15 protein-coding genes are annotated in these 17,924 nt (G+C 73.2%); 2 read left to right on the top strand and 13 right to left on the bottom strand.

Annotation, left to right across the window (positions count from 1 at the left end):
- Positions 1-62: 62 nt before the first annotated feature.
- From HUT10_RS33755 to HUT10_RS33730, 6 genes are all read right to left on the bottom strand, one after another.
- On the bottom strand, positions 63-890 hold the full coding sequence (locus HUT10_RS33755; protein ID WP_217709786.1) for an AraC family transcriptional regulator: 828 nt from the start codon (positions 888-890) through the stop codon (positions 63-65).
- Between the two features lie 193 nt (positions 891-1,083).
- The gene (locus tag HUT10_RS33750) at positions 1,084-2,232 is read right to left on the bottom strand and encodes a Cys-Gln thioester bond-forming surface protein (RefSeq protein WP_176174888.1); all 1,149 of its coding nucleotides are present in this window, start codon (positions 2,230-2,232) and stop codon (positions 1,084-1,086) included.
- Positions 2,233-2,427: 195 nt separating this feature from the next.
- Complete coding sequence (locus HUT10_RS33745) at positions 2,428-3,261, bottom strand: serine hydrolase (RefSeq protein ID WP_176174887.1); 834 nt, start codon at positions 3,259-3,261, stop codon at positions 2,428-2,430.
- Between the two features lie 101 nt (positions 3,262-3,362).
- The gene (locus HUT10_RS33740) at positions 3,363-4,880 is read right to left on the bottom strand and encodes a cellulase family glycosylhydrolase (protein ID WP_176174886.1); all 1,518 of its coding nucleotides are present in this window, start codon (positions 4,878-4,880) and stop codon (positions 3,363-3,365) included.
- Between the two features lie 181 nt (positions 4,881-5,061).
- Complete coding sequence (locus HUT10_RS33735; protein WP_176174885.1) at positions 5,062-6,777, bottom strand: GTP-binding protein; 1,716 nt, start codon at positions 6,775-6,777, stop codon at positions 5,062-5,064.
- Between the two features lie 129 nt (positions 6,778-6,906).
- On the bottom strand, positions 6,907-7,824 hold the full coding sequence (locus tag HUT10_RS33730) for an aminoglycoside phosphotransferase family protein (RefSeq protein WP_176174884.1): 918 nt from the start codon (positions 7,822-7,824) through the stop codon (positions 6,907-6,909).
- A gap of 50 nt (positions 7,825-7,874) precedes the next feature.
- On the opposite strand from HUT10_RS33730, the gene HUT10_RS33725 reads away from it, so the two are divergent.
- Together HUT10_RS33725 and eno are read left to right on the top strand one after the other, a co-directional pair.
- Positions 7,875-8,951, top strand: coding sequence for a cell wall metabolism sensor histidine kinase WalK (locus HUT10_RS33725; protein WP_176174883.1), 1,077 nt, complete (start codon positions 7,875-7,877; stop codon positions 8,949-8,951).
- Between the two features lie 345 nt (positions 8,952-9,296).
- Entirely contained in the window at positions 9,297-10,580 is a 1,284-nt protein-coding gene (gene eno, locus HUT10_RS33720; protein WP_176174882.1) for a phosphopyruvate hydratase, read from the top strand.
- A gap of 6 nt (positions 10,581-10,586) precedes the next feature.
- On the opposite strand, the gene HUT10_RS33715 is transcribed toward eno, so the two are convergent.
- The 7 genes from HUT10_RS33715 to HUT10_RS33685 form a co-directional block, all read right to left on the bottom strand.
- Complete coding sequence (locus HUT10_RS33715) at positions 10,587-11,018, bottom strand: S26 family signal peptidase (protein ID WP_176174881.1); 432 nt, start codon at positions 11,016-11,018, stop codon at positions 10,587-10,589.
- Positions 11,015-12,838 (bottom strand): ABC transporter ATP-binding protein, encoded by a 1,824-nt coding sequence (locus HUT10_RS33710; protein ID WP_176174880.1) that lies wholly within the window; start codon positions 12,836-12,838, stop codon positions 11,015-11,017. Before HUT10_RS33710 ends, HUT10_RS33715 begins: the two co-directional genes overlap by 4 nt.
- Entirely contained in the window at positions 12,835-13,338 is a 504-nt protein-coding gene (locus tag HUT10_RS33705) for a TlpA family protein disulfide reductase (protein WP_176174879.1), read from the bottom strand. The genes HUT10_RS33710 and HUT10_RS33705 overlap by 4 nt, the downstream gene beginning before the upstream one ends.
- Positions 13,338-13,838, bottom strand: coding sequence for a MauE/DoxX family redox-associated membrane protein (locus HUT10_RS33700; RefSeq protein WP_176174878.1), 501 nt, complete (start codon positions 13,836-13,838; stop codon positions 13,338-13,340). Before HUT10_RS33700 ends, HUT10_RS33705 begins: the two co-directional genes overlap by 1 nt.
- A gap of 72 nt (positions 13,839-13,910) precedes the next feature.
- The gene (locus tag HUT10_RS33695; protein WP_176174877.1) at positions 13,911-14,078 is read right to left on the bottom strand and encodes a hypothetical protein; all 168 of its coding nucleotides are present in this window, start codon (positions 14,076-14,078) and stop codon (positions 13,911-13,913) included.
- Positions 14,079-14,213: 135 nt separating this feature from the next.
- Entirely contained in the window at positions 14,214-16,640 is a 2,427-nt protein-coding gene (locus HUT10_RS33690) for a tetratricopeptide repeat protein (RefSeq protein WP_176174876.1), read from the bottom strand.
- A gap of 19 nt (positions 16,641-16,659) precedes the next feature.
- Complete coding sequence (locus HUT10_RS33685; RefSeq protein WP_176174875.1) at positions 16,660-17,865, bottom strand: SGNH/GDSL hydrolase family protein; 1,206 nt, start codon at positions 17,863-17,865, stop codon at positions 16,660-16,662.
- Positions 17,866-17,924: the final 59 nt, after the last annotated feature.

Below are 17,924 nucleotides of genomic sequence, written 5' to 3'. Positions count from 1 at the left end.
GGAGGTCGGGGATCCCCTCGAACGTAGGCAGCGCACGGGTGGGCGGCGATGGACTGGACCGGTCAGTCGTGGTGCTTCTCCCCGCCGCGCCGGAAGCCGCCGGGGCTCAGCCCGGTTTCGCGGCGGAAGAACCGGCAGAAGTAGGCCGGGTCGGCGAACCCGACCCGGCTCGCGACCTGCCGGACGGTGAGGTCCGTCCGGAGCAGGAACCGTTGCGCCTCCCGGATCCTGGCCTCGCGCAGCAGCTGCGCGGCCGTGCGGCCGGTCGCGGCCTTCACCGCTTCGGTGAGGTGACCAGGGGTGACGCCGAGGCGGTCGGCGTAGGCGCGCACCGACCACAACCCGGGTCCGGGACGGCCGGCGAGCCGGACGAACTCGGCGGCGACCGCGCCGGCGGGTGCGGGCGGCGGCGTTCCCAGCAGCCGTCCCGCCCGCACGACCAGGACGTGCACGAGCGCGCGCAGCACCGATTCCGCGCCGTCGCCGCCGCGGCGGTACTCGTCTTCGAGGTCGGCGATGAGCCGGGTGACCGCCGCATCGGCGTGGTCGTCCAGGTGCAGCCACGGCCGTTCGCTCAGCCGCCGCAGGAGTTCCCGGTCGGCCGGGTGGTCGAGGAGGAAGTCGTCGGTGAACAGCACGACGTGCCCGGTGAGGCCCCGGACGCCGTCCCACTGGTGCACCTGCCCGGGCGCGATGACGCCGAAGTGCGGCGGCCGCAGCGGCCAGCGCGCGGTGTCCACGACGTGCGCGCCGGTGCCGCCGGTGACGTGGACGAGCTCGTGGAAGGTGTGCCGGTGCGGGAAGTCCGCGCGGGACAGCGGCCCGATCGCGTCGAACGTGCCGACGGTGAACGGCGGCGCGTGCGGGGCGGGCACCTCCAGGCGGTGCATCGGCAGCTCGCCCGGCCGCGGGGTCCGGCAGGGTGTCCCTGGCGGAACGGTCGTACCGCGCATGACCGAAAAGTCTAGACCAATTCGGCGGCGATTCGCCGGGTTTGCCCCGATGATCGCAATCCGATCGTCGGGTTCCGGACAGCAGAACGGGGCTGGTCCACAGTGGACCAGCCCCGTTCGGTGGTACGTACTACGCGCGGCTGCGGCGCCGGTTGACCAGCAGCATCAGCGCGCCGCCGCCGAGCAGCAGGCCGCCGATGCCGAACGGAACCGCGGCGTCGACACCGGTGTTGGCGAGCTCGCCGCCACCGGAGGGAGCGCCACCGGGCGTGCTCGGCGCGGTGCTCGGGACGGCACCCGCCTCGGTCCAGGACGCGGTCGCCTTGGCGGCCACCTGGGTCTTCTCCGAGTCGGCGACGATCAGCGACTGCGCCGGCTTCTTCGCGTAGTTCTCCGCGACGAACAGGCGGCCGGTGTCCAGCTCGCCGGAGGCCTTCAGGGAGAACGAGCCGTTGCCCGGCTTGGCGCCGGCCGGGACGTCGACGAACAGCTTGCTGCCGTCCTTGACGTCGCCGGTCTTCAGCTCCTTGCCGTCGGCGTCGGTGACCTTGACGCCGTCGGGCAGCTCGGTGGTCAGCGACGTGATGTCACCGGAGGTGGCGACCTGGAACGGGCCGATCTTGGTGCCGGCCTTGCCCTCGGTCTTCGGCCCGGCGATGTTCAGCGTCGGCTTCGGCTGCTCGCCGATGCCCTTGTTCTGGTCGCCGACCAGGTAGCTGTACAGCGCGGCGACGTCGGCGTTGGCCTCGGCCGGGTTGTTCTCGGCCAGCGGCTTGGTCAGGTTCAGGTTGACGCCGTCGCTGAAGTGCCACACCGCGGCCTGCGTGGCGGCGATGGCCTCGCGCTCGGAGACGCCGTCGTGGACCTTCACGCCCTGCTTGGCGAGGGCGGCCTCGATCGCGTCGAGCTTGACGCCCGGGTAGCCGTGGTGCAGCACCCAGTTGATCTTGTCGCTGTTCTTGTTGAACGGCGAGTCGGCGGCCGGGTACTTGTTCCACGGCGTCTCGACCATGTCGACGTCGGTGCGCATGCCGACGGTGATCTGCACGCAGTAGAGCTTGAGCGTCTTGCCGTCCGACAGCTTGAACCCGAACAGCTTGGCGATGTAGTCACCGCCGCCTTCGAGGTTGATCCGGTAGCCGACCGTGCCCGCGTCCTCGACGACGCGGCCGCGCGCGGCGCCGTCGTCCGCGAGGGCCGAGGGAGCGCTGACCATGACGGCGGCGGCCGCGGCGAGCACCGCGATCCCGCCACGCACGAGAGCTGACCTGACCTGCATAAATCTCCTATCCGAGCCCGAACCACGCCGTTGGCGGCGCCGTGGGATCACCAGCCCCGACCACGGCAGCCACGATTCGGGTGAGTGATCACCCGGTCAAGCGATATCGGAGCATACACAGACCACACAAGGGCTACGCACGGTGCCCCCATAAACACGATTCCTCTTGGAAATCCCCTGAAAGAGGCACAGATTTCAGGAACCGAAATACCCGGCGAACAGGATTCCGGCGATCCTCGTCGTCGTCTCCCTGCCGGTCTCTTCGCCGCCGGCGACGACCCCGGTGTCGTTCATCAGGGCGAGGGCGTACCGCTCGCCCGGTCCCGCGAAACCGACCGAGTTCATGATCCAGGACCCGTCGTCGTTGTCATCGGACCAGCCGTTCTTGTTACCCGGGTGCGCGGCCGCACCGGCACCCCAGACACCCCACTGCTGGTTGCCGTCCACCGTGCGCAGTTCCCGCACGAGGTAGTCGCGGTGCCGGTCGGGCAGGCGGGTCAGGACGTACTCGATCAACCGGTCCAGATCGTCCGCCGTGGTGCGGATCCAGCCCCAGTGGTGCGGGTGCCGGTCGCTGAACCGCATGTCGCTCATTCCGTATGCCGGAAAACGACTGCCGAATTCGGTTTCGCCGCCATAACGCGTCCACAACACGTGCGCGGCGGCGTCGTCACTCGAATGGAGCATCCGGTGTAGCAGATCGCGATCTTGGGCGGACAACTTGATCGCACCGGAATCCTCCCGCAACAGCAGGTCGACGGCCATCGCGAGCTTCGGCGTCGAGCACGCCCAGATCAGCCTGCCGGCGGCCGGGCTGCGGTAGACGGCGCCGGTCGAGCGGTCCCGCAGGACGATCCCGGTCACCCCGGGCCGGCTGTCGGCGTAGGCCTGCGCCCGCGTGATCCGGGCGCGCAGGCCCGGGCCGAAGGGGTCGCTCTCGCTGACGTGCGGCGCCGGCCGGGGCGAGGGCGACGCCGACGGCCCCAGCGCGAAGGCCGCCAGCAGCGCGGTGAGCAGGAGCTTGCCCATGGGGGTCCCCCGGGTCCGGAGCGGGTGGTTGCGCCCCGAAGACTCGCACGGACGGCGGGGGTGCGGCGAGCACCGCCGCACCCCCGCTCAGCCCGCCGGTGTCACGGGTGGACGGTCAGGAGGTGGGCGCGGAAGCCCTCGCCGTAGGTCTTCGTCGGCGTGCCGGCGTAGTCCTCGATGAGCACGTTGCCGCCGCTGCAGCCCCACGGGTTCCACGTCCAGGCCGTGTACCCGAGGTCGTGCGCGTCCAGCCAGGCCAGCACCTGGTCGACGTAGTCGTGGGCGCAGCTGTTCTGGCCGACCTCCCCGGCCTGCACCGGGACCTGGGCCGCGACCGTGCCGATCCGGCTGTCCCAGCAGGACACCGTGACGCAGGCGTTGAAGTTGTACGTGTGCCAGGACGCCACCAGGTTGCCCGCCGGGTCCACCGGCTTGTAGGCCAGCCACTGCGTGAGGTCGTTCGTCCAGGTCAGGCCGGCCGACATCACCACGTTCACGGCGCCCGTCGCCCGGACGGCGTCGAGCAGCTCCTGCATCCCCGCCACCGGATAGCCGATGCCCGTGCAGGTGCCGCCGTCCCGCAGGCACTTCCACTCGGCGGCCGGGTTGGCCCAGCCGTCGGCCGCGTCCGGGTAGGGCTCGTTGAACAGGTCGAACACCACGGCGTTGTCGCCCTTGAACGCGGTGGCCACCTGGCTCCAGAACGTGGGCGTGTACTGCCGGCTCGGCATCGGCTTCTGGCAGGTCGCGTTGACGTCGGTGCAGGCGGAGGAGTTCCCGGTGTACTGGCCGTGCGTCCAGTGCAGGTCGAGGATCGGGTTGATCCCGTTGGCCTCCAGCAGCTTCGCGTAGTCCTTGACGGCCTGCTGGTAGGCGGGACCGCTGGGCGAGCCGGACAGGCCGAGCCAGCAGTCCTCGTTCAGCGGGATCCGGACCGCGTGGATGTTCCACGCCTTCATCGCGTCGACCGAAGCCTGGTCGACCGGGCCGCTGTCCCACATGCCCTTGCCCTGCACGCAGGCGAACTCGCCGCTGGAGCGGTTGACGCCGAGCAGCCGGTAGGTCTTCCCGTCGGCGGTGAGCAGCTTGTTGCCCGAGACGTGCAACGCCGGCGCCGGGCCGGGCGGCGGTGGCGTGGTGGTCGTGGTCGTCGGCTTCGTGATCGGGGTCGTCTCGGTGGTCGGCGGCACGCCGGTGCAGGTGGCGCCGTTGACCGCGAAGTCGGTGGGCGTGGCGTTCGTGCCGCTGTAGGAGAAGTTCGCGCCGGTGCTGACGGAGCCGCCGGCGGCGATGGTGCCGTTCCAGCTCGCGTTGGTCACGGTGACCCGCTTGCCGGACTGCGTCCAGTTGCCCATCCAGCCCTGCTGGAGGGTCTGGTTGCCGGCGTAGGTGTAGGTCAGCGTCCAGCCGTCGACCGGCGCGGAGCCGAGGTTGGCGATCCCGACGGTGAGGCTGAAACCGCTTCCCCAGTCGTTGGCCGAGTAGGTCACCTTGCACGCGAACGCCGCGCTCGTCTCACGCGCGGACGACACCGCCGTCGTCGACGTGACGACCCCGGCGGCGACCGCGAGTCCCGCAACCGCCAGCGCGGCAGGACGTTTTCCGGCTCTTCCCCACATCGGCACTCCCTTGTGCACGCTGACGGCGACCGCTTCTGGGAGCGTTCCCAGAAGCCCGTCACACCGTCGCTTCCCGGCCCCGGGTTGTCAATCACCAACGGCGAGATCGCGGCCGATTCCGGCGAACAGCGCCCGGGGCGTTCGCCCATCGAACGCAGCCGCCTCGCCCGGCCGGAGTCCCCTACGGCCGCCACGGGCGGTGACCGCCCGGCTCGGCCGTGAAGACGGCTTCGCCCTGGCCGAGGGCAGGCAGCCGGCGCCGGAAACCCGCGGTCGCGGCCGACGGCAGCGAGCCGCGCACCCGGGCGACACCGTCTTCGACGACCGGCGGCTCGCAGACCGCCTCCAGCTTGACCAGCGCGATCAGCGCCGCCCCGGCCGCGTGCTCCGGCACTTCGAGGTCGAACCGGTCCACCGGCTCGTACACGCGGGTCCGCGCCCGCGCGAACGCCTGCGCGAGCAGCCGCGCGGTCACTTCGCGAAACCCGCCTGCCGTGCTCATCGGCGGCTGGAAGCCCGAATGCGTCAGGGTGACGACGCAGTCGGTGACCTCCCAGCCGTGCGGGCCGCACCCCGCCGCGCGGTACACCGTCTGCTCGATGGCGGTGTGGAAGGCCCGCGGCAGCGAGCCGCGTTCGACGGCCAGCGCGTACCGGACGCCGCTGCCGGTCTCGCCGGGGGCCACCCGCAGCCCGACCGTCGCGACCGGGTCCGTGGGGCCGAGCCGGTCCAGGAACTGGACCGCTTCCCCCACGCCCACCGGCTTCTCGACGTGCACCGGCTGCGGCGCGGCGAACCGGGCGCCGAGCCCGAAGTCCTCGCGCAGCCGTTCCAGGAGCACCTCGATCTGCACTTCGCCGTAGGTCCGGACCGACAGGACGCCGCGGTCGGCGCGGAGGCCGAGCAGCGGGTCCTGGTCGCACAGCTCCCGCAACGCCTGGTGCAGCCGGGTTTCCTCGCCCGGCCGCGCGGTGACGACCGAGACGAGCCCCGGCGGCGGGAACAACCCGGCCTCCGCCAGGCCGTCCGGAGACCCGAGCCGGTCGTCGACGCGGACGTCGCCGAGCCCCGAGAGCCGGACCAGGTCGCCCGCGCCGGCGGCGGTGACCTTGGCGCCCGCGCGCGTCATGGCCGTGATCCTTCGCCGGCTTCGCTCGACCGTGCCGTCTCCGGCCCGCCGGAAGAGCTCCACCCGGTCGCGCACCTTCGCCGTCCCGCCGTGCAGGCGGGCGTAGGCGATCCGGTCGCCGCCGCGGCCGCGTTCGACCTTGAAGACGGTCGCGCGGAACCCGGCGCCCGGTGGCGCGGCGGGCAGGAAGCCGACGATCCCGGCGACGAGCTCGGGCACGCCGTCGCCGGTCATGGCCGAGCCGAAGAACACCGGGTACGCCTCGCCCGCCGCCACCTGGTCGCGGACGGCTTCGGCGGGCGGCACCACCGCGCTCGACAGTTTCCGCCGCAGGTCGTCGAGCACCCCGGCCGGATCGACGCCGGGCTGGTCGAGCTTGTTGACGAAGACCAGCGTCGGCACGCGCAGCCGGCGCAGGATGCGCCAGAGGATGCGGGTGCTCGCCTGGACCCCGGCGGGCCCGGAGACGACCAGGACGACACCGTCGAGCACGCCGAGCGCGCGTTCGACCTCGGCGACGAAATCGGCGTGGCCCGGCGTGTCGATGACGTTGACCGTCCGGTCGCCCGCCCGGAAGGAGACCACGCCGGTGCTGATCGTGATGCCGCGGCGCCGTTCGACGGCGAGGGTGTCGGTCCGGGTGGTGCCGTCGTCGACGCGGCCGAGGACACCGACCGCGCCGGTGTCGAACAGCAGCCGCTCGGTCAGGCTGGTCTTACCGGCGTCGACGTGGGCGAGGATCCCGATGTTGAAAGGGGTTTCGGGCAAAGAAGGCTCCAGGGGCCGCAACGGTTGCTGGGAATTCGGCGGTGTTGCGGAACTGGCGCATGCTGCCCTCCTCGCGGATCGATCAGAGCGGCCCGACGGTAACCGGGAGCCCGGCGCGACGCCAACGGATTAACGGCCGGTGCGGTATTCGGCGAAGATTTCGCCGAGGACGCGATGGGCGTCTCCGGCATCGGGCCGGGCGGCGGAAACGAGCGTCTTCCACAGCGCCCAGCCCCGGCCGCGCGCCCAGGTGCCGTCGTCGACGGCCAGGCGTTCGCGGAACGCCCGCCGGCCTTCGCCGGTCAGCAGTGTCCAGGCGACGGCCGTGTCACAGGACGGGTCGCCGACGCCGCAGGTCCCGAAGTCGATGACGGCGGTCAGGTTCCCCTCGCCGAGCAGGAGGTTCCCGGCGGCGACGTCGCCGTGGAACCAGACGTCCCGGCCGTCCCACCGCGCGTCGAGGGCGGCCGTCCAGATCTCGCGGGCGAGCCCGGTGTCGATCCGGCCGTCCAGCGCCGCGAGCGCGCGCTCGGCCGCGGGCTCGTAGGTGCGCAGGGTGGCGCCCCGGAACCAGTTGTGCTTGCCCGGCTGGGGACCGTCATCGGCCTCGACGTCCTGCAGGGCGGCCAGGAAACCGGCCAGGTCGAGCGCGAAGCGGACGGGATCGGCGATCCGGTCGAGGCTCGCGGGTTCGCCGTCGAGCCAGGGCTGGACCGACCACGGGAAGGGGTAGCCGGCACCGGGATTCCCCTCGGCCAGCGGAACCGGAACAGGCAGCGGCAGCCTGGCCGCGAACACCGGGAGCCACCGCCGTTCCTTCTCGACCGCGAGCGCGTATTCGGCCGCGCTCGGCAGCCGGGCCACCATCCGGTCGCCGACGTGGAAGGTGAAGTTGTCCCAGCCGCCGTGGGCAACGGGACGGACGGGGAGTGCGGCCCACCGCGGGAACTGCGCGCCGATCAGCCGTCGCACGAGTCCGGCGTCGACGGTCACGCGCTGCGGCACCGGGCCGAGATCGGGGACGCTGCTTTTCTCCGGGTTGATCACGGCGGTCGAGCATATGCCCGCGATAACCGCCGCCGCCTACGCTTTTCCGCGTGAACAGGCGCCCCGGGCTCAGCGCGCGGCTGAAGCTGACCATCAGCTACGCCGCGTTCCTCGTGCTCGCCGGGGCGGTGCTGCTCGCCGTGGTGCAGGTGTCCCTGCTGCGCTACGTGCCCGACAACGACCAGGGCCTGCTCGGGATCTCGCCGAACCGGTACCTGCTGACGCACACGTTCGCCCCCGCCGCGGCCACCGCGCTCGGGTTCCTGCTGGTGTTCGGCGTCCTCGGCGGCTGGCTCCTCGCCGGCCGGATGCTGGCCCCGCTCACCCGGATCGCGGACGCCGCCCGGCTGGCCGCGCACGGCTCGCTGTCGCACCGCATCCGCCTGACCGGCCCGGCCGACGAGTTCCGCGAGCTCGCCGACGTCTTCGACACGATGCTCGAACGCCTCGAATCCCAGGTGGGCGAGCAACAGCGCTTCGCGGCGAACGCCTCCCACGAACTGCGCACGCCGCTGGCGGTTTCGCAGGCGATCCTCGACGTCGCGGGCAAAGACCCGGCTTACGACCGCGACCGGCTCGTCGACCGGCTCCGCGAGGTGAACACGCGGGCGATCGACGTCACGGAGGCGTTGCTGCTGCTCAGCCGCAGCGACCGGCGGCACTTCACCCACGAGCCGGTGGACCTCTCCCTGGTCGCCGAGGAAGCGGCGGAAACGCTGTTGCCGCTGGCCGAGCAGCGCGGGATCACCCTGGACGTCGGCGGGGAGCAGGTGCACGCGTCGGGTTCCGCCGCACTGCTGCTGCGCGTGGTGACGAACCTGGTCCAGAACGCGATCGTGCACAACGTCCCGGACGGGAAGGTCACGGTGCACACGGAACGCCGCCGCTACGCGAGCGTGCTGCGGGTGGAGAACACGGGCCGACCGCTGCCGGCGGAGCTGGTCCCGACGTTGACCGAGCCGTTCCAGCGCGGGACGTCCCGAACGCGGAGCGACGAGCACGACGGGGTCGGCCTCGGGCTGGCGATCGTGCACAGCATCGTCCGGGCGCACGACGGGATGCTGGAGCTGGCGGCCCGGGAAGGTGGCGGCCTGCTGGCCACGGTCCGCCTACCCGCGCAGCGGTAGTGCCCGCACCGAAGGCCGGTCGCCGCGCGGGCCGGAGGCGAGGTCAGCCGGGCGGCCGGACCTCGGCGCGGTTTGCGCAGGCCCGACCTCGGCGCCGGAGAGGTCCGGTCGCGATCAGCGCCATGGCGCGGCACTCGCCCGGGCCGAGGGTTCGGCAACGGTCCCTCACCGCCGGCGAAGGCCGCGGTGGCAACGCGAAGCCGAGAAGCGGTGGCGTTCCCAGTGCGCCCACCGAAGGCCGCACCAAAAGTTCAGGATCGATTCAGTAAAACTCTGCTAGCCTCGCCTCGTCTCGCGGCTCACCGTGGCGCCGCTGCCCGCTCGACGAACTCACCGAGGAGTGCAATGACCGCCATCGTCGGAGTCAAGGCCCGCGAAGTGCTGGACAGCCGGGGGAACCCGACCGTCGAGGTCGACGTCGCGCTGGCGGACGGTTCGCGAGGCCGGGCCGCGGTGCCCTCCGGTGCCTCGACCGGTACCAAGGAAGCGGTCGAACTGCGCGACGGGGACAAGGCCCGCTTCCACGGCAAGGGCGTGCGCAAGGCCGTCGACGCGGTCAACACCGAGATCGCCGAGGCCGTCGTGGGCCTGGACGCCGAGGCGCAGGCGACCGTCGACCGCACGCTGATCGAACTGGACGGCACCCCGAACAAGGCGCGGCTCGGCGCGAACGCCACCCTCGGCGTCTCGCTCGCCGTCGTCAAGGCGGCCGCCGCCGCCAACCGGCTGCCGCTCTACCGGTACGTCGGCGGGGTTTTCGCGCACCTGCTGCCGATGCCGATGATGAACATCATCAACGGTGGTGCGCACGCCGACAACCCGATCGACTTCCAGGAGTTCATGATCGGCCCGATCGGCGCGACGACGTTCGCCGAAGCGGTGCGGATGGGCTCCGAGGTGTTCCACACCCTGCGCAAGTCGCTCCACGACGCCGGGCACGGCACCAACGTCGGCGACGAAGGCGGGTTCGCGCCGAACCTCAGCTCGGCCGACGAGGCGCTGGAGTTCGTGCTGCGGGCCATCGAACAGTCCGGCTACACCCCCGGCGAGGACATCGCCCTGCTGCTCGACCCGGCCGCGTCGGAGTTCTACACCGGCGAGGTCTACGACTACACCGGCGAAGGCCGCAAGCGCAGCGTCGAGGAGCACGTCGCCTACCTCGCCGACCTCACCGCGCGCTACCCCATCGTGTCCATCGAGGACGGTGTCGCCCAGGACGACTTCGCCGGGTGGAAGCAGCTCACCGACACCATCGGCGAGCGCGTCCAGCTCGTCGGCGACGACGTCTTCTGCACCAACGTGAACCTGCTCACCGACGGCATCGAACGCGGCATCGGCAACTCGATCCTGGTCAAGGTCAACCAGATCGGGACGCTCACCGAGACGCTGACCACGGTCGAAACGGCACACAAGGCAGGCTACTCCGCCGTCATGTCCCACCGCTCCGGCGAAACCGAGGACACCACGATCGCCGACCTCGCGGTGGCCACCAACTGCGGCCAGATCAAGACCGGCTCGCTGTCCCGCGCCGACCGCACCGCCAAGTACAACCAGCTCATCCGCATCGAAGAGGAGCTGGGCGCCGAGGCGCGGTACGCGGGCGCGAGCACGATCAGCGGCCGCCGCTGACACGAGCTACGGCCGGGGGACGTGCCGCACCACGACCCCGACGATCCGCTCCCGCGGCACGAACCCGTAGTGCCGCGAGTCCCAGCTGGCCGGCCGGTTGTCGCCGAGGACGACGGCGCAGCCGGCCGGCACCCGCTGCCCGCCGAGGCCGTGCACGTCCGGTTCGGCCCAGCCGGGCGGGAGCCGGTCGCCTGCCACCGCCACCACGCGCTTGAGCAGCAGCTGGCCGCCGGACGGCGCCCCGCTCGGCAGCGGCGGGAACCGCAGCAGGGCCACCCGGCCCCGGCGCGGGCGGCGGGTCCGGCGCACCAGGACCCGGTCGCCGGACGCCAGCTCGGGCGCCATGCTCGAACCGTCCACTGTGGTCAGGATCAGCCGGCGGCGGGTGACGTACACCGAGCCGGCGGCCAGCAACCCGAGCAGCACCGGGCCGTTCACGACACGGCCTGGTAACCGTCGGCCTGCAGGCGGAACAGGCGCGCGTAGCCGCCGTCGGCGGCCAGCAGGCCGTCGTGCGTGCCCAGCTCGGTGACGCGGCCGTCCTCGAGCATGGCGATGCGGTCGGCGTCGCGCACCGCGCTCAGCCGGTGCGAGATGAGCAGGCTCGTGCGGTCCTGCCGGTGCTCGCGGATGCGGGCGTGCACCTCGTGCTCGGCTTCCGGGTCGAGGCCGGAGCTCGGCTCGTCGAGGATCATCAGGTCCCGGCCCTCCCGCACGAGCGAGCGGGCCAGCGCCAGCCGCTGCCACTGCCCGCCGGAGAGCACCACCCCGGTCGAGGTGTCCTCGGTGCCGATCTCGAAGATGCGGGTGAGCGGCGTGTCGTACCCCCTCGGCAGCGCGGCGATCCGCTCGTGCGCCCCGGCCCGGACCGCGGCCGCCTCCAGCCGCGCCCGATCGTCCATTGCGGACAGTTCACCGAGCCCGATGTTCTCGGCCGCGGTCATGTCGTAGTTCATGTGGTCCTGGAAGACGGCGCTGATCCGGTCGCGCAGCAGGGCGTGCGGCACGTCCCGCAGGTCGACGCCGTCCCAGAGGATCTGCCCCCGCGTCGGGTCGTACATGCGGCACAACAGCTTCACGAGGGTGCTCTTGCCCGCGCCGTTGAGCCCGACGAGGGCGACGGCGGTGCCGTGCGGGATCGTCAGGTCCACCCCGCGCAGCACCCACGGGTGTTCGTCGCTGTACCGGAACCAGACGTCACGCAGCTCGATCCCGTGCCGCAGCGGGGGAACCGCGTCTCGGGTCCCGCTCGGCAGGTCGGGCTCCGCCCGCACCACGGCGACGTAGTGCCCGAACGACAGCAGCCGGGCCTGGCCGTTGGCGATCGACGACGCCAGCGTCCCCAGCGCGGCCTGCACCCCGGCGACGGCGGCGACGAACATCGAGACGTCGCCGGCGCTGAGCGACCCGCCGCGCGCCGAGGTGATCGCCCACCAGAGCCCCGCACCGGCGACGGCCGCGCTCAACGCGGTCAGCCCGCCCATGGTCCACAGCTCGCGGGTGTCCATGCGGCGCTGGGCTTCGTTGGCGCTGCGGCGTTCCTCCATCAGCCGGGCGCGCAGGAACGCCCCGATGCCGAACAGCCGGATCTCGGTGGCGGCCGGGATGCCGGTGAGCAGCTGGCTGTAGAAGAACTCGCGCCGGGCGAACCGCTCGATCCGCCACTCGACCGCGGCGCGGCTGCGGGCCAGCAGCAGCTCGGCGAGCAGCGCCGGGATCGCGGCGGCCAGCACGACGCCGGTCATCGCCGGGCTCAGCAGGAGCAGCGAACCGAGGAACCCGGCCAGCGAGAGCGTCCCGCTGAGCACCCCGCCGACGCCGTCGACGATCTCCGGCATCCGGCCGCAGCTCTCCTGGGCCAGCCGCAGCCGGTCCTGGTATGCGGGGTTCTCGAAGGTGCGCAACCCGACCTGACGGCCCAGCGCGGCGAACAACCGGTCGGTGGCGATCGTGCTCGCCGCCCGGCCGATCTGCGCGCGGACGTAGTGGGCGACCACCGGCAGCGCGGCGGCGGCGAGCCCGGCGAACACCAGGGCCAGTGCCAGGCCGCCGACCGCGCCGGTGCGCTCGACGAGCCGGTCGAGGACGAGCTTGGTCAGCCAGGCGGTGGCGATCGGGGCGGTGGCCGCGGCCGCCGTCATGGCCAGCAGCGCCACCAGCCGCGCGGGGCCGGACCGCCACAGCAGCGCGGCCGCCGCCACAGCCGCGGCCCGCACCCGGCCGGCGCCGGTCCGCGGGTCCGCCAGGCGCACGGTCACCGGCCGGCGGGCACGGGCAGCTCGTGCACCCGGCCCGCGGTCGCGACCACCCGCCCGCCACCGACCACGTACAGCGCGGGCGTCCAGGTGTTGAGGAACGCGGCGGCGACCGGGCCGCCGTCGAGCTCGGCCGTCACCACGTGGGCGACCTCGGCGAGCGCGCGCACGGTCTCCGGCTCGTCGCCACCGAAGACGGCGAAGACGTTGTCCCGGCCCTGCGCGCGGGCGTAGGCGAGAAAGTCCGGCAGGGTTTCGTGGCAGGCGGCGCAGTCGGCGGAGAAGAACGCCACCGTGCCCTCGAGCGAGGCGAGGGTCAGCGGCTCGCCGTCGGTCGTGGTGACGGCGAACTCGCCGACGGCCGAACCGGGCCGCAGCGCGAACGGCAGCTCGGCCTGCGCAGGGGGCTGGGCCCGCATCCGGCGCAGGATGCCGACGGTCAGGAGCAGGTTCAGCAGGCACACCAGCCCGAGCAGCACCAGTGCGGCGACGACGTAGAGCATCAGGAACTCCTTGCGAACACGACGGCGATGTCGTCCATGGCGACGACGAGCACGGCCAGCACCACCCCGGCGGCGAAGGCGACGACGGCCCCGGCGGCGGGCGGCAGGTGGTCCGGTGCGAAGGCGCCGAGGACGGCGAAGCAGATCAGCAGGGCGTTGCGGACCAGGTGGCGCGGGCCGACCGGGGTTTCGGTCGCGCCGAAGCAGCGGCACGGGGCACGCCGTCCGCGGCGCAGCGAAGCGGCGATGGCGACGGTGAAGGCCAGCAGCAACGCCGTGGCCAGGACGAAGCCGGCCACCGCGGTGACCAGGACGAGCCCGGCGGAGGCCGGCTCGGCGGCCACGACGGTCACCGACACCGGAGTGACCCACCTCGCGGGCACCGGCGCGAGGGCGGGCACCGAGCGCGCGAAGCCGCGGAAGTCCCGCAGCTTCGAGAACGCCGAGGCGGCGAACACCACGGCGATCAGCGCCGTGGCCACGGCCCGCAGGTACTCCATGGCAACTCCATCCACGCCGGGCGGTGTCCGCGGGGAAGGTGGCGGACACCGCCCGGTACGTTCACCGGCCGATCAGCAGCTGCTGCGGACCTTGGACCACTCGCAGCCGGTCTGCGGGCAGCAGAACCGGTACCAGTAGCCGGGGTGGCCCTGCGCGTTGCAGAAGTAGGTGCCGCTGCACGCGGAAGCCTCGGCGGTGGGCACGATCCGGTTCAGCACGCGATCGATCAGGCGCCCCATGGTGTCTCCCTTCGACGGTGGGTGTCCGAGGTGTGGGACGCGCTTCCGCTGTCCCGCACCGGCTGCGAGCATCGCTCCCGGCGCGGTCCGCGAGCAGCAATCCCGGACGAACCCGGACACCCGGCGCCGCGGTGTTCAGCCACCCGCCGCCACCGAGCACGCCAGCCCCTCCGTGATCTCCGCCGATTCCGGCAGCCCCAGCTCACGGTGGTGCTCCCGGGCCGCGAGCCAGTGGTGCCGGGCGTTCTCCCGGTCTCCCGACGCGGTCAGCGCGCGGGCCAGGCCCGCGTGGGCCCGCGCCGCCGCGTGCAGGCTCCCGAGCTCCGCCGCGATCGCCAGCGCGCACTCGTGCGTCGTCCGGGCGTGGTCGATCCGGCCGAGCTCCAGGGACGCGTCCGCGAGGCAGAGCAACGCTTCCACGTGCAGGTCGCGGTCGCCCGCCCGCTCGGCGATCGCCGTCGCGCGGTGGAAGTAGCCGCAGGCCTGCGCGTGGTCGCCCGATCTCAGGTGCGTGTCGCCGATGTTGAGCAGCGTGCGGCCGGTGTCGCACAGGTCGCCGGTCTGCTGGTCGATGGCCAGTGCCTGCAGGTGGATCTCCAGCGCCTCGGCGTACCGGCCCAGCCGGCCGTGGACGAAGCCCAGGTTCGTCAGTGCGGTCCGCTCGGCCGCCCGGTCGCGCAGCTCGCGCGCCAGGGCCAGCGCCTCCCGCAGGTAGCCCGCCGAGCGCGCGAAATCGGCGTTCCAGGACGTGATCGCGCCCAGCGTGCCGAGTGCCCGGCACTCGCCGGACCGGTCGCCCGCGCGGCGGAAGCAGTCCAGTGCCTCCTCGACGTGCCGCTTCGCCACTTCGTAGCGGCCGACCTGGCTGTGCGTCGCCCCCAGGCTCACCAGCGCGTGCCCGCGGGCGACGACGTCCGCCGACTCCGCCGCGCTCGTGTGCAGGACCAGGGCCTCGCTGAGGTAGCCGCCGGTCTGCAGGTACCGGAACAGCAGCCGGGACAGCAGTCCCGCGTGGCCGGACGCCACCCCGTGCACGCCGGCACCGACGAGGTTGGCCCGTTCGGCGGCCAGCCACTCGGTGGCCGGTTCGCGGTCGTCCAGCGGCGGGAGCGGCAGGCCGGGGTCGGGGACACGCGGCCGGTAGGCCCGCATCCTCGGCGCGTACTGGTCCATCGCCGTCGCGGTGGCGAAGGCGTAGTAGTCGAGCAGCCGGGTCAGCGCGGCCTTGCGGCCGGCCGGGGCGTCCTCGTCCTGGGCCCGCGCCATCCCGAACGCGCGGATGAGGTCGTGCAGCTCGAACCGGCCCGCCTCGCCCCGGCGCACCAGGCTCGCCGCGACGAGCCGGTCCGCCGCCCGCGTCGCTTCCGCCAGGCCGGTCCCGGCGAGCGCGGCGACGCCGTAGGCGTCCAGGTCCGCACCCGGGTGCAGGGCGAGCAGCCGCAGGACCCGCCGCTCCGGCTCGGCGAGCTGCTCGTAGGACAGGCTGATCGACGCGTCCACGGCGTTGTCGAGCCGCAGGTGCGCACGCCGCTGCTCGAGCCGCTCCAGGTGGTCGGCCAGCACCCACGACCGGTGGGCGGGCGCGGTCATCCAGAGCGCGGCGAGGCTCAGCGCGAGCGGCAGCCTGCCGAGCTCGGCGGTGATCCGCCGGGCCACGCCGGGCGCCCGGTCGACCCGCTCGGCGCCGACCGTGCGCCGCAGGTACGCGAACGCGTCGTCCGGGCTCAGCACGTCCAGCGGCACGTGCGTGACACCCGGGAGCCCGGTGAGCGCCCGGCGGCTGGTGACGAGCACCGGGCCGCCGCGCTCGCCGGGCAGCAGCGGCCGGACCTGGTCCTCGCCCGCCGCGTTGTCCAGCACGACCAGCAGCCGCCGCCCGGCCGAACGCTCCTGGTAGAGCCGGGTCTTGCCGGCCAGGTCGGCCGGGACGGCGTGCCCGGGCACGCCGAGCAGGCGCAGGAACGAGTCGAGCACCGCGGCCGGGTCCACCGGCGGCCGGCCGGGGTCGGGGTGGAACCCGCGCAGGTTCACGAAGAGCGCGGTGTCGCACCGGCCGGTCCGCACCAGCTCGTGACCGATGTGGACGGCCAGCCCGGTCTTGCCGACCCCGGCCATGCCCGCGATCGCCGCCACCGGCGCGCGCCCGCCCAGCACCTCGCCGAGCCGCGCGAGCTCGGCCCGGCGCCCGGTGAAGTGCGGGACGGCCTCCGGCAGGCCGAGCTGCGCCTGCACGAAGGTCGCCGCCTCCGCCCGGCCGCGGACCGCCCGCAGCACGTCCTGCCAGCCGGCGACGTACGCCGGATCCGGGTGCAGCGCCTCGACCACGGCCAGCAGCAGGTCGGTGTTGGGCCGCGCCCGGCCGGTCTTGAAGCAGTCGGCGACGGTGGTGCGCGCGGTCCGCTCCCCCGCCGGGCGCCCGGCGGCCGTCCAGAGCCGGTTGACCCGCTCGGCGATCTGCGCGTACGACGGGCCGCCCGCCCACTCCTTGAGCAGCCGCAGCTGCGCGATCAGCTCGGCCAGCGTGTGCGCGCGACCGGGATCGGGTGCTTCGGTGAAGGCCATGCCGCCATGGTGGCCGCGTTCACCCGGCGCGTGTCCCGGTTTCGGCGAGTTGGCCACTGGTTCGTGCTCCACCGAAAAGCGACAGATCGATGGAGTCGGCCAGCGCCCGGTAGCCGGCGTCGCTGCCGTGGAGGTGGTCGCCGGAGTGGAAGTCCGCCCGGATCCGGCCCGGGTGCTCCGGATCGCGCCAGACGGCGTCGAAGTCCAGTACCGCGTCGAACGCGCCGCCGGTGCGGATCCACTCGTTGACCGCCAAGCGGGCCTTCTCGCCTTCCGCCGAGTAGGCCTCCGAGCCTTCGAAGGGCGCGATCGTGGTGGCGTGGACCGGCACGCCGTGTTCCCGCGTCCGCGCGGCCAGCTGCCGGAACCCGGCGATGACGTCGCCGGTCGTGACCGGGGCGCCCGGGAACATCTCCAGCAGGCCGGCGAGCCGTCCGTCGTCACGCGGGGCGAAGGAGATCGCGATGTCGTTGGCGCCGACGGACAACACGACGCCGCCGAGGCCCGGCGTCGCCAGCACATCCCGGTCGAAGCGGGCCAGCACCCCGGTGCCGACGCCGTCGTTGAGCATCCGGTTGCCGCTGATGCCCTGGTTGACGACGAAACCGGCGCCGCGCGCGGCCAGCAGTTCCGGCCAGCTGTGGTGGGTGTCCGGAGTGGACCCGGCGCCGTCGGTGCGCGAGTCGCCGACCACGACGATCGCCGAGGCCGGTGCTTCGGGGAGCACGTCGACCGCGGACAGCAGGGCCCGCACCGGCAGCACCGTGGCCTGCGGCGGCAGCTCGGCCGCGGCGACGGCGTCGCCCGGGATCGTCCAGCCGGTGTCCAGAACGGGGTCGTGGCACGTGCAGGTCTCCACGCGGCCGGGCAGGTGGAAGCTGATCGACAGCTCGGCGAGCGCCGCGGCGGGCAGGTCGACCGGATCGCTCAGCAGCGGCGCGCCCACCGGGATGGTGCCGGCCGGAGCACCCGAGAACGTCAGCACCCGTCCCTCCCGCACCCCGCCTCCGGGCGTCGCCAGGCCCACCCGGGCCGCGCCGATGGTCACCGGCGCCGTCCCGAACTCGTTGGTGAGGCGGACGCGCACCCGGCTGCCGCCGCCGCTGAGCCGGACCACCTGGCGGACGGTCACGTCGTCGAGCGGCGGGTGGTCGTCGAGCGAGCCCAGCCCGTCGTGCGCGGATTGGGGCGCCGCGCCCCAGCTGCGAACCCAGCCGATGGTCATCTGTTGCTCCTTTGGTCGAACCGACCGGCGAAGGCTGCGGCGGGCCGCTCACACGAGAC

It is taken from the genome of Amycolatopsis sp. Hca4, from assembly GCF_013364075.1.
GTDB lineage: Bacteria > Actinomycetota > Actinomycetes > Mycobacteriales > Pseudonocardiaceae > Amycolatopsis.
The sequence above is the reverse complement of the archived record's forward strand: the minus strand, read 5'-3'. Positions and strand labels throughout refer to the sequence as shown.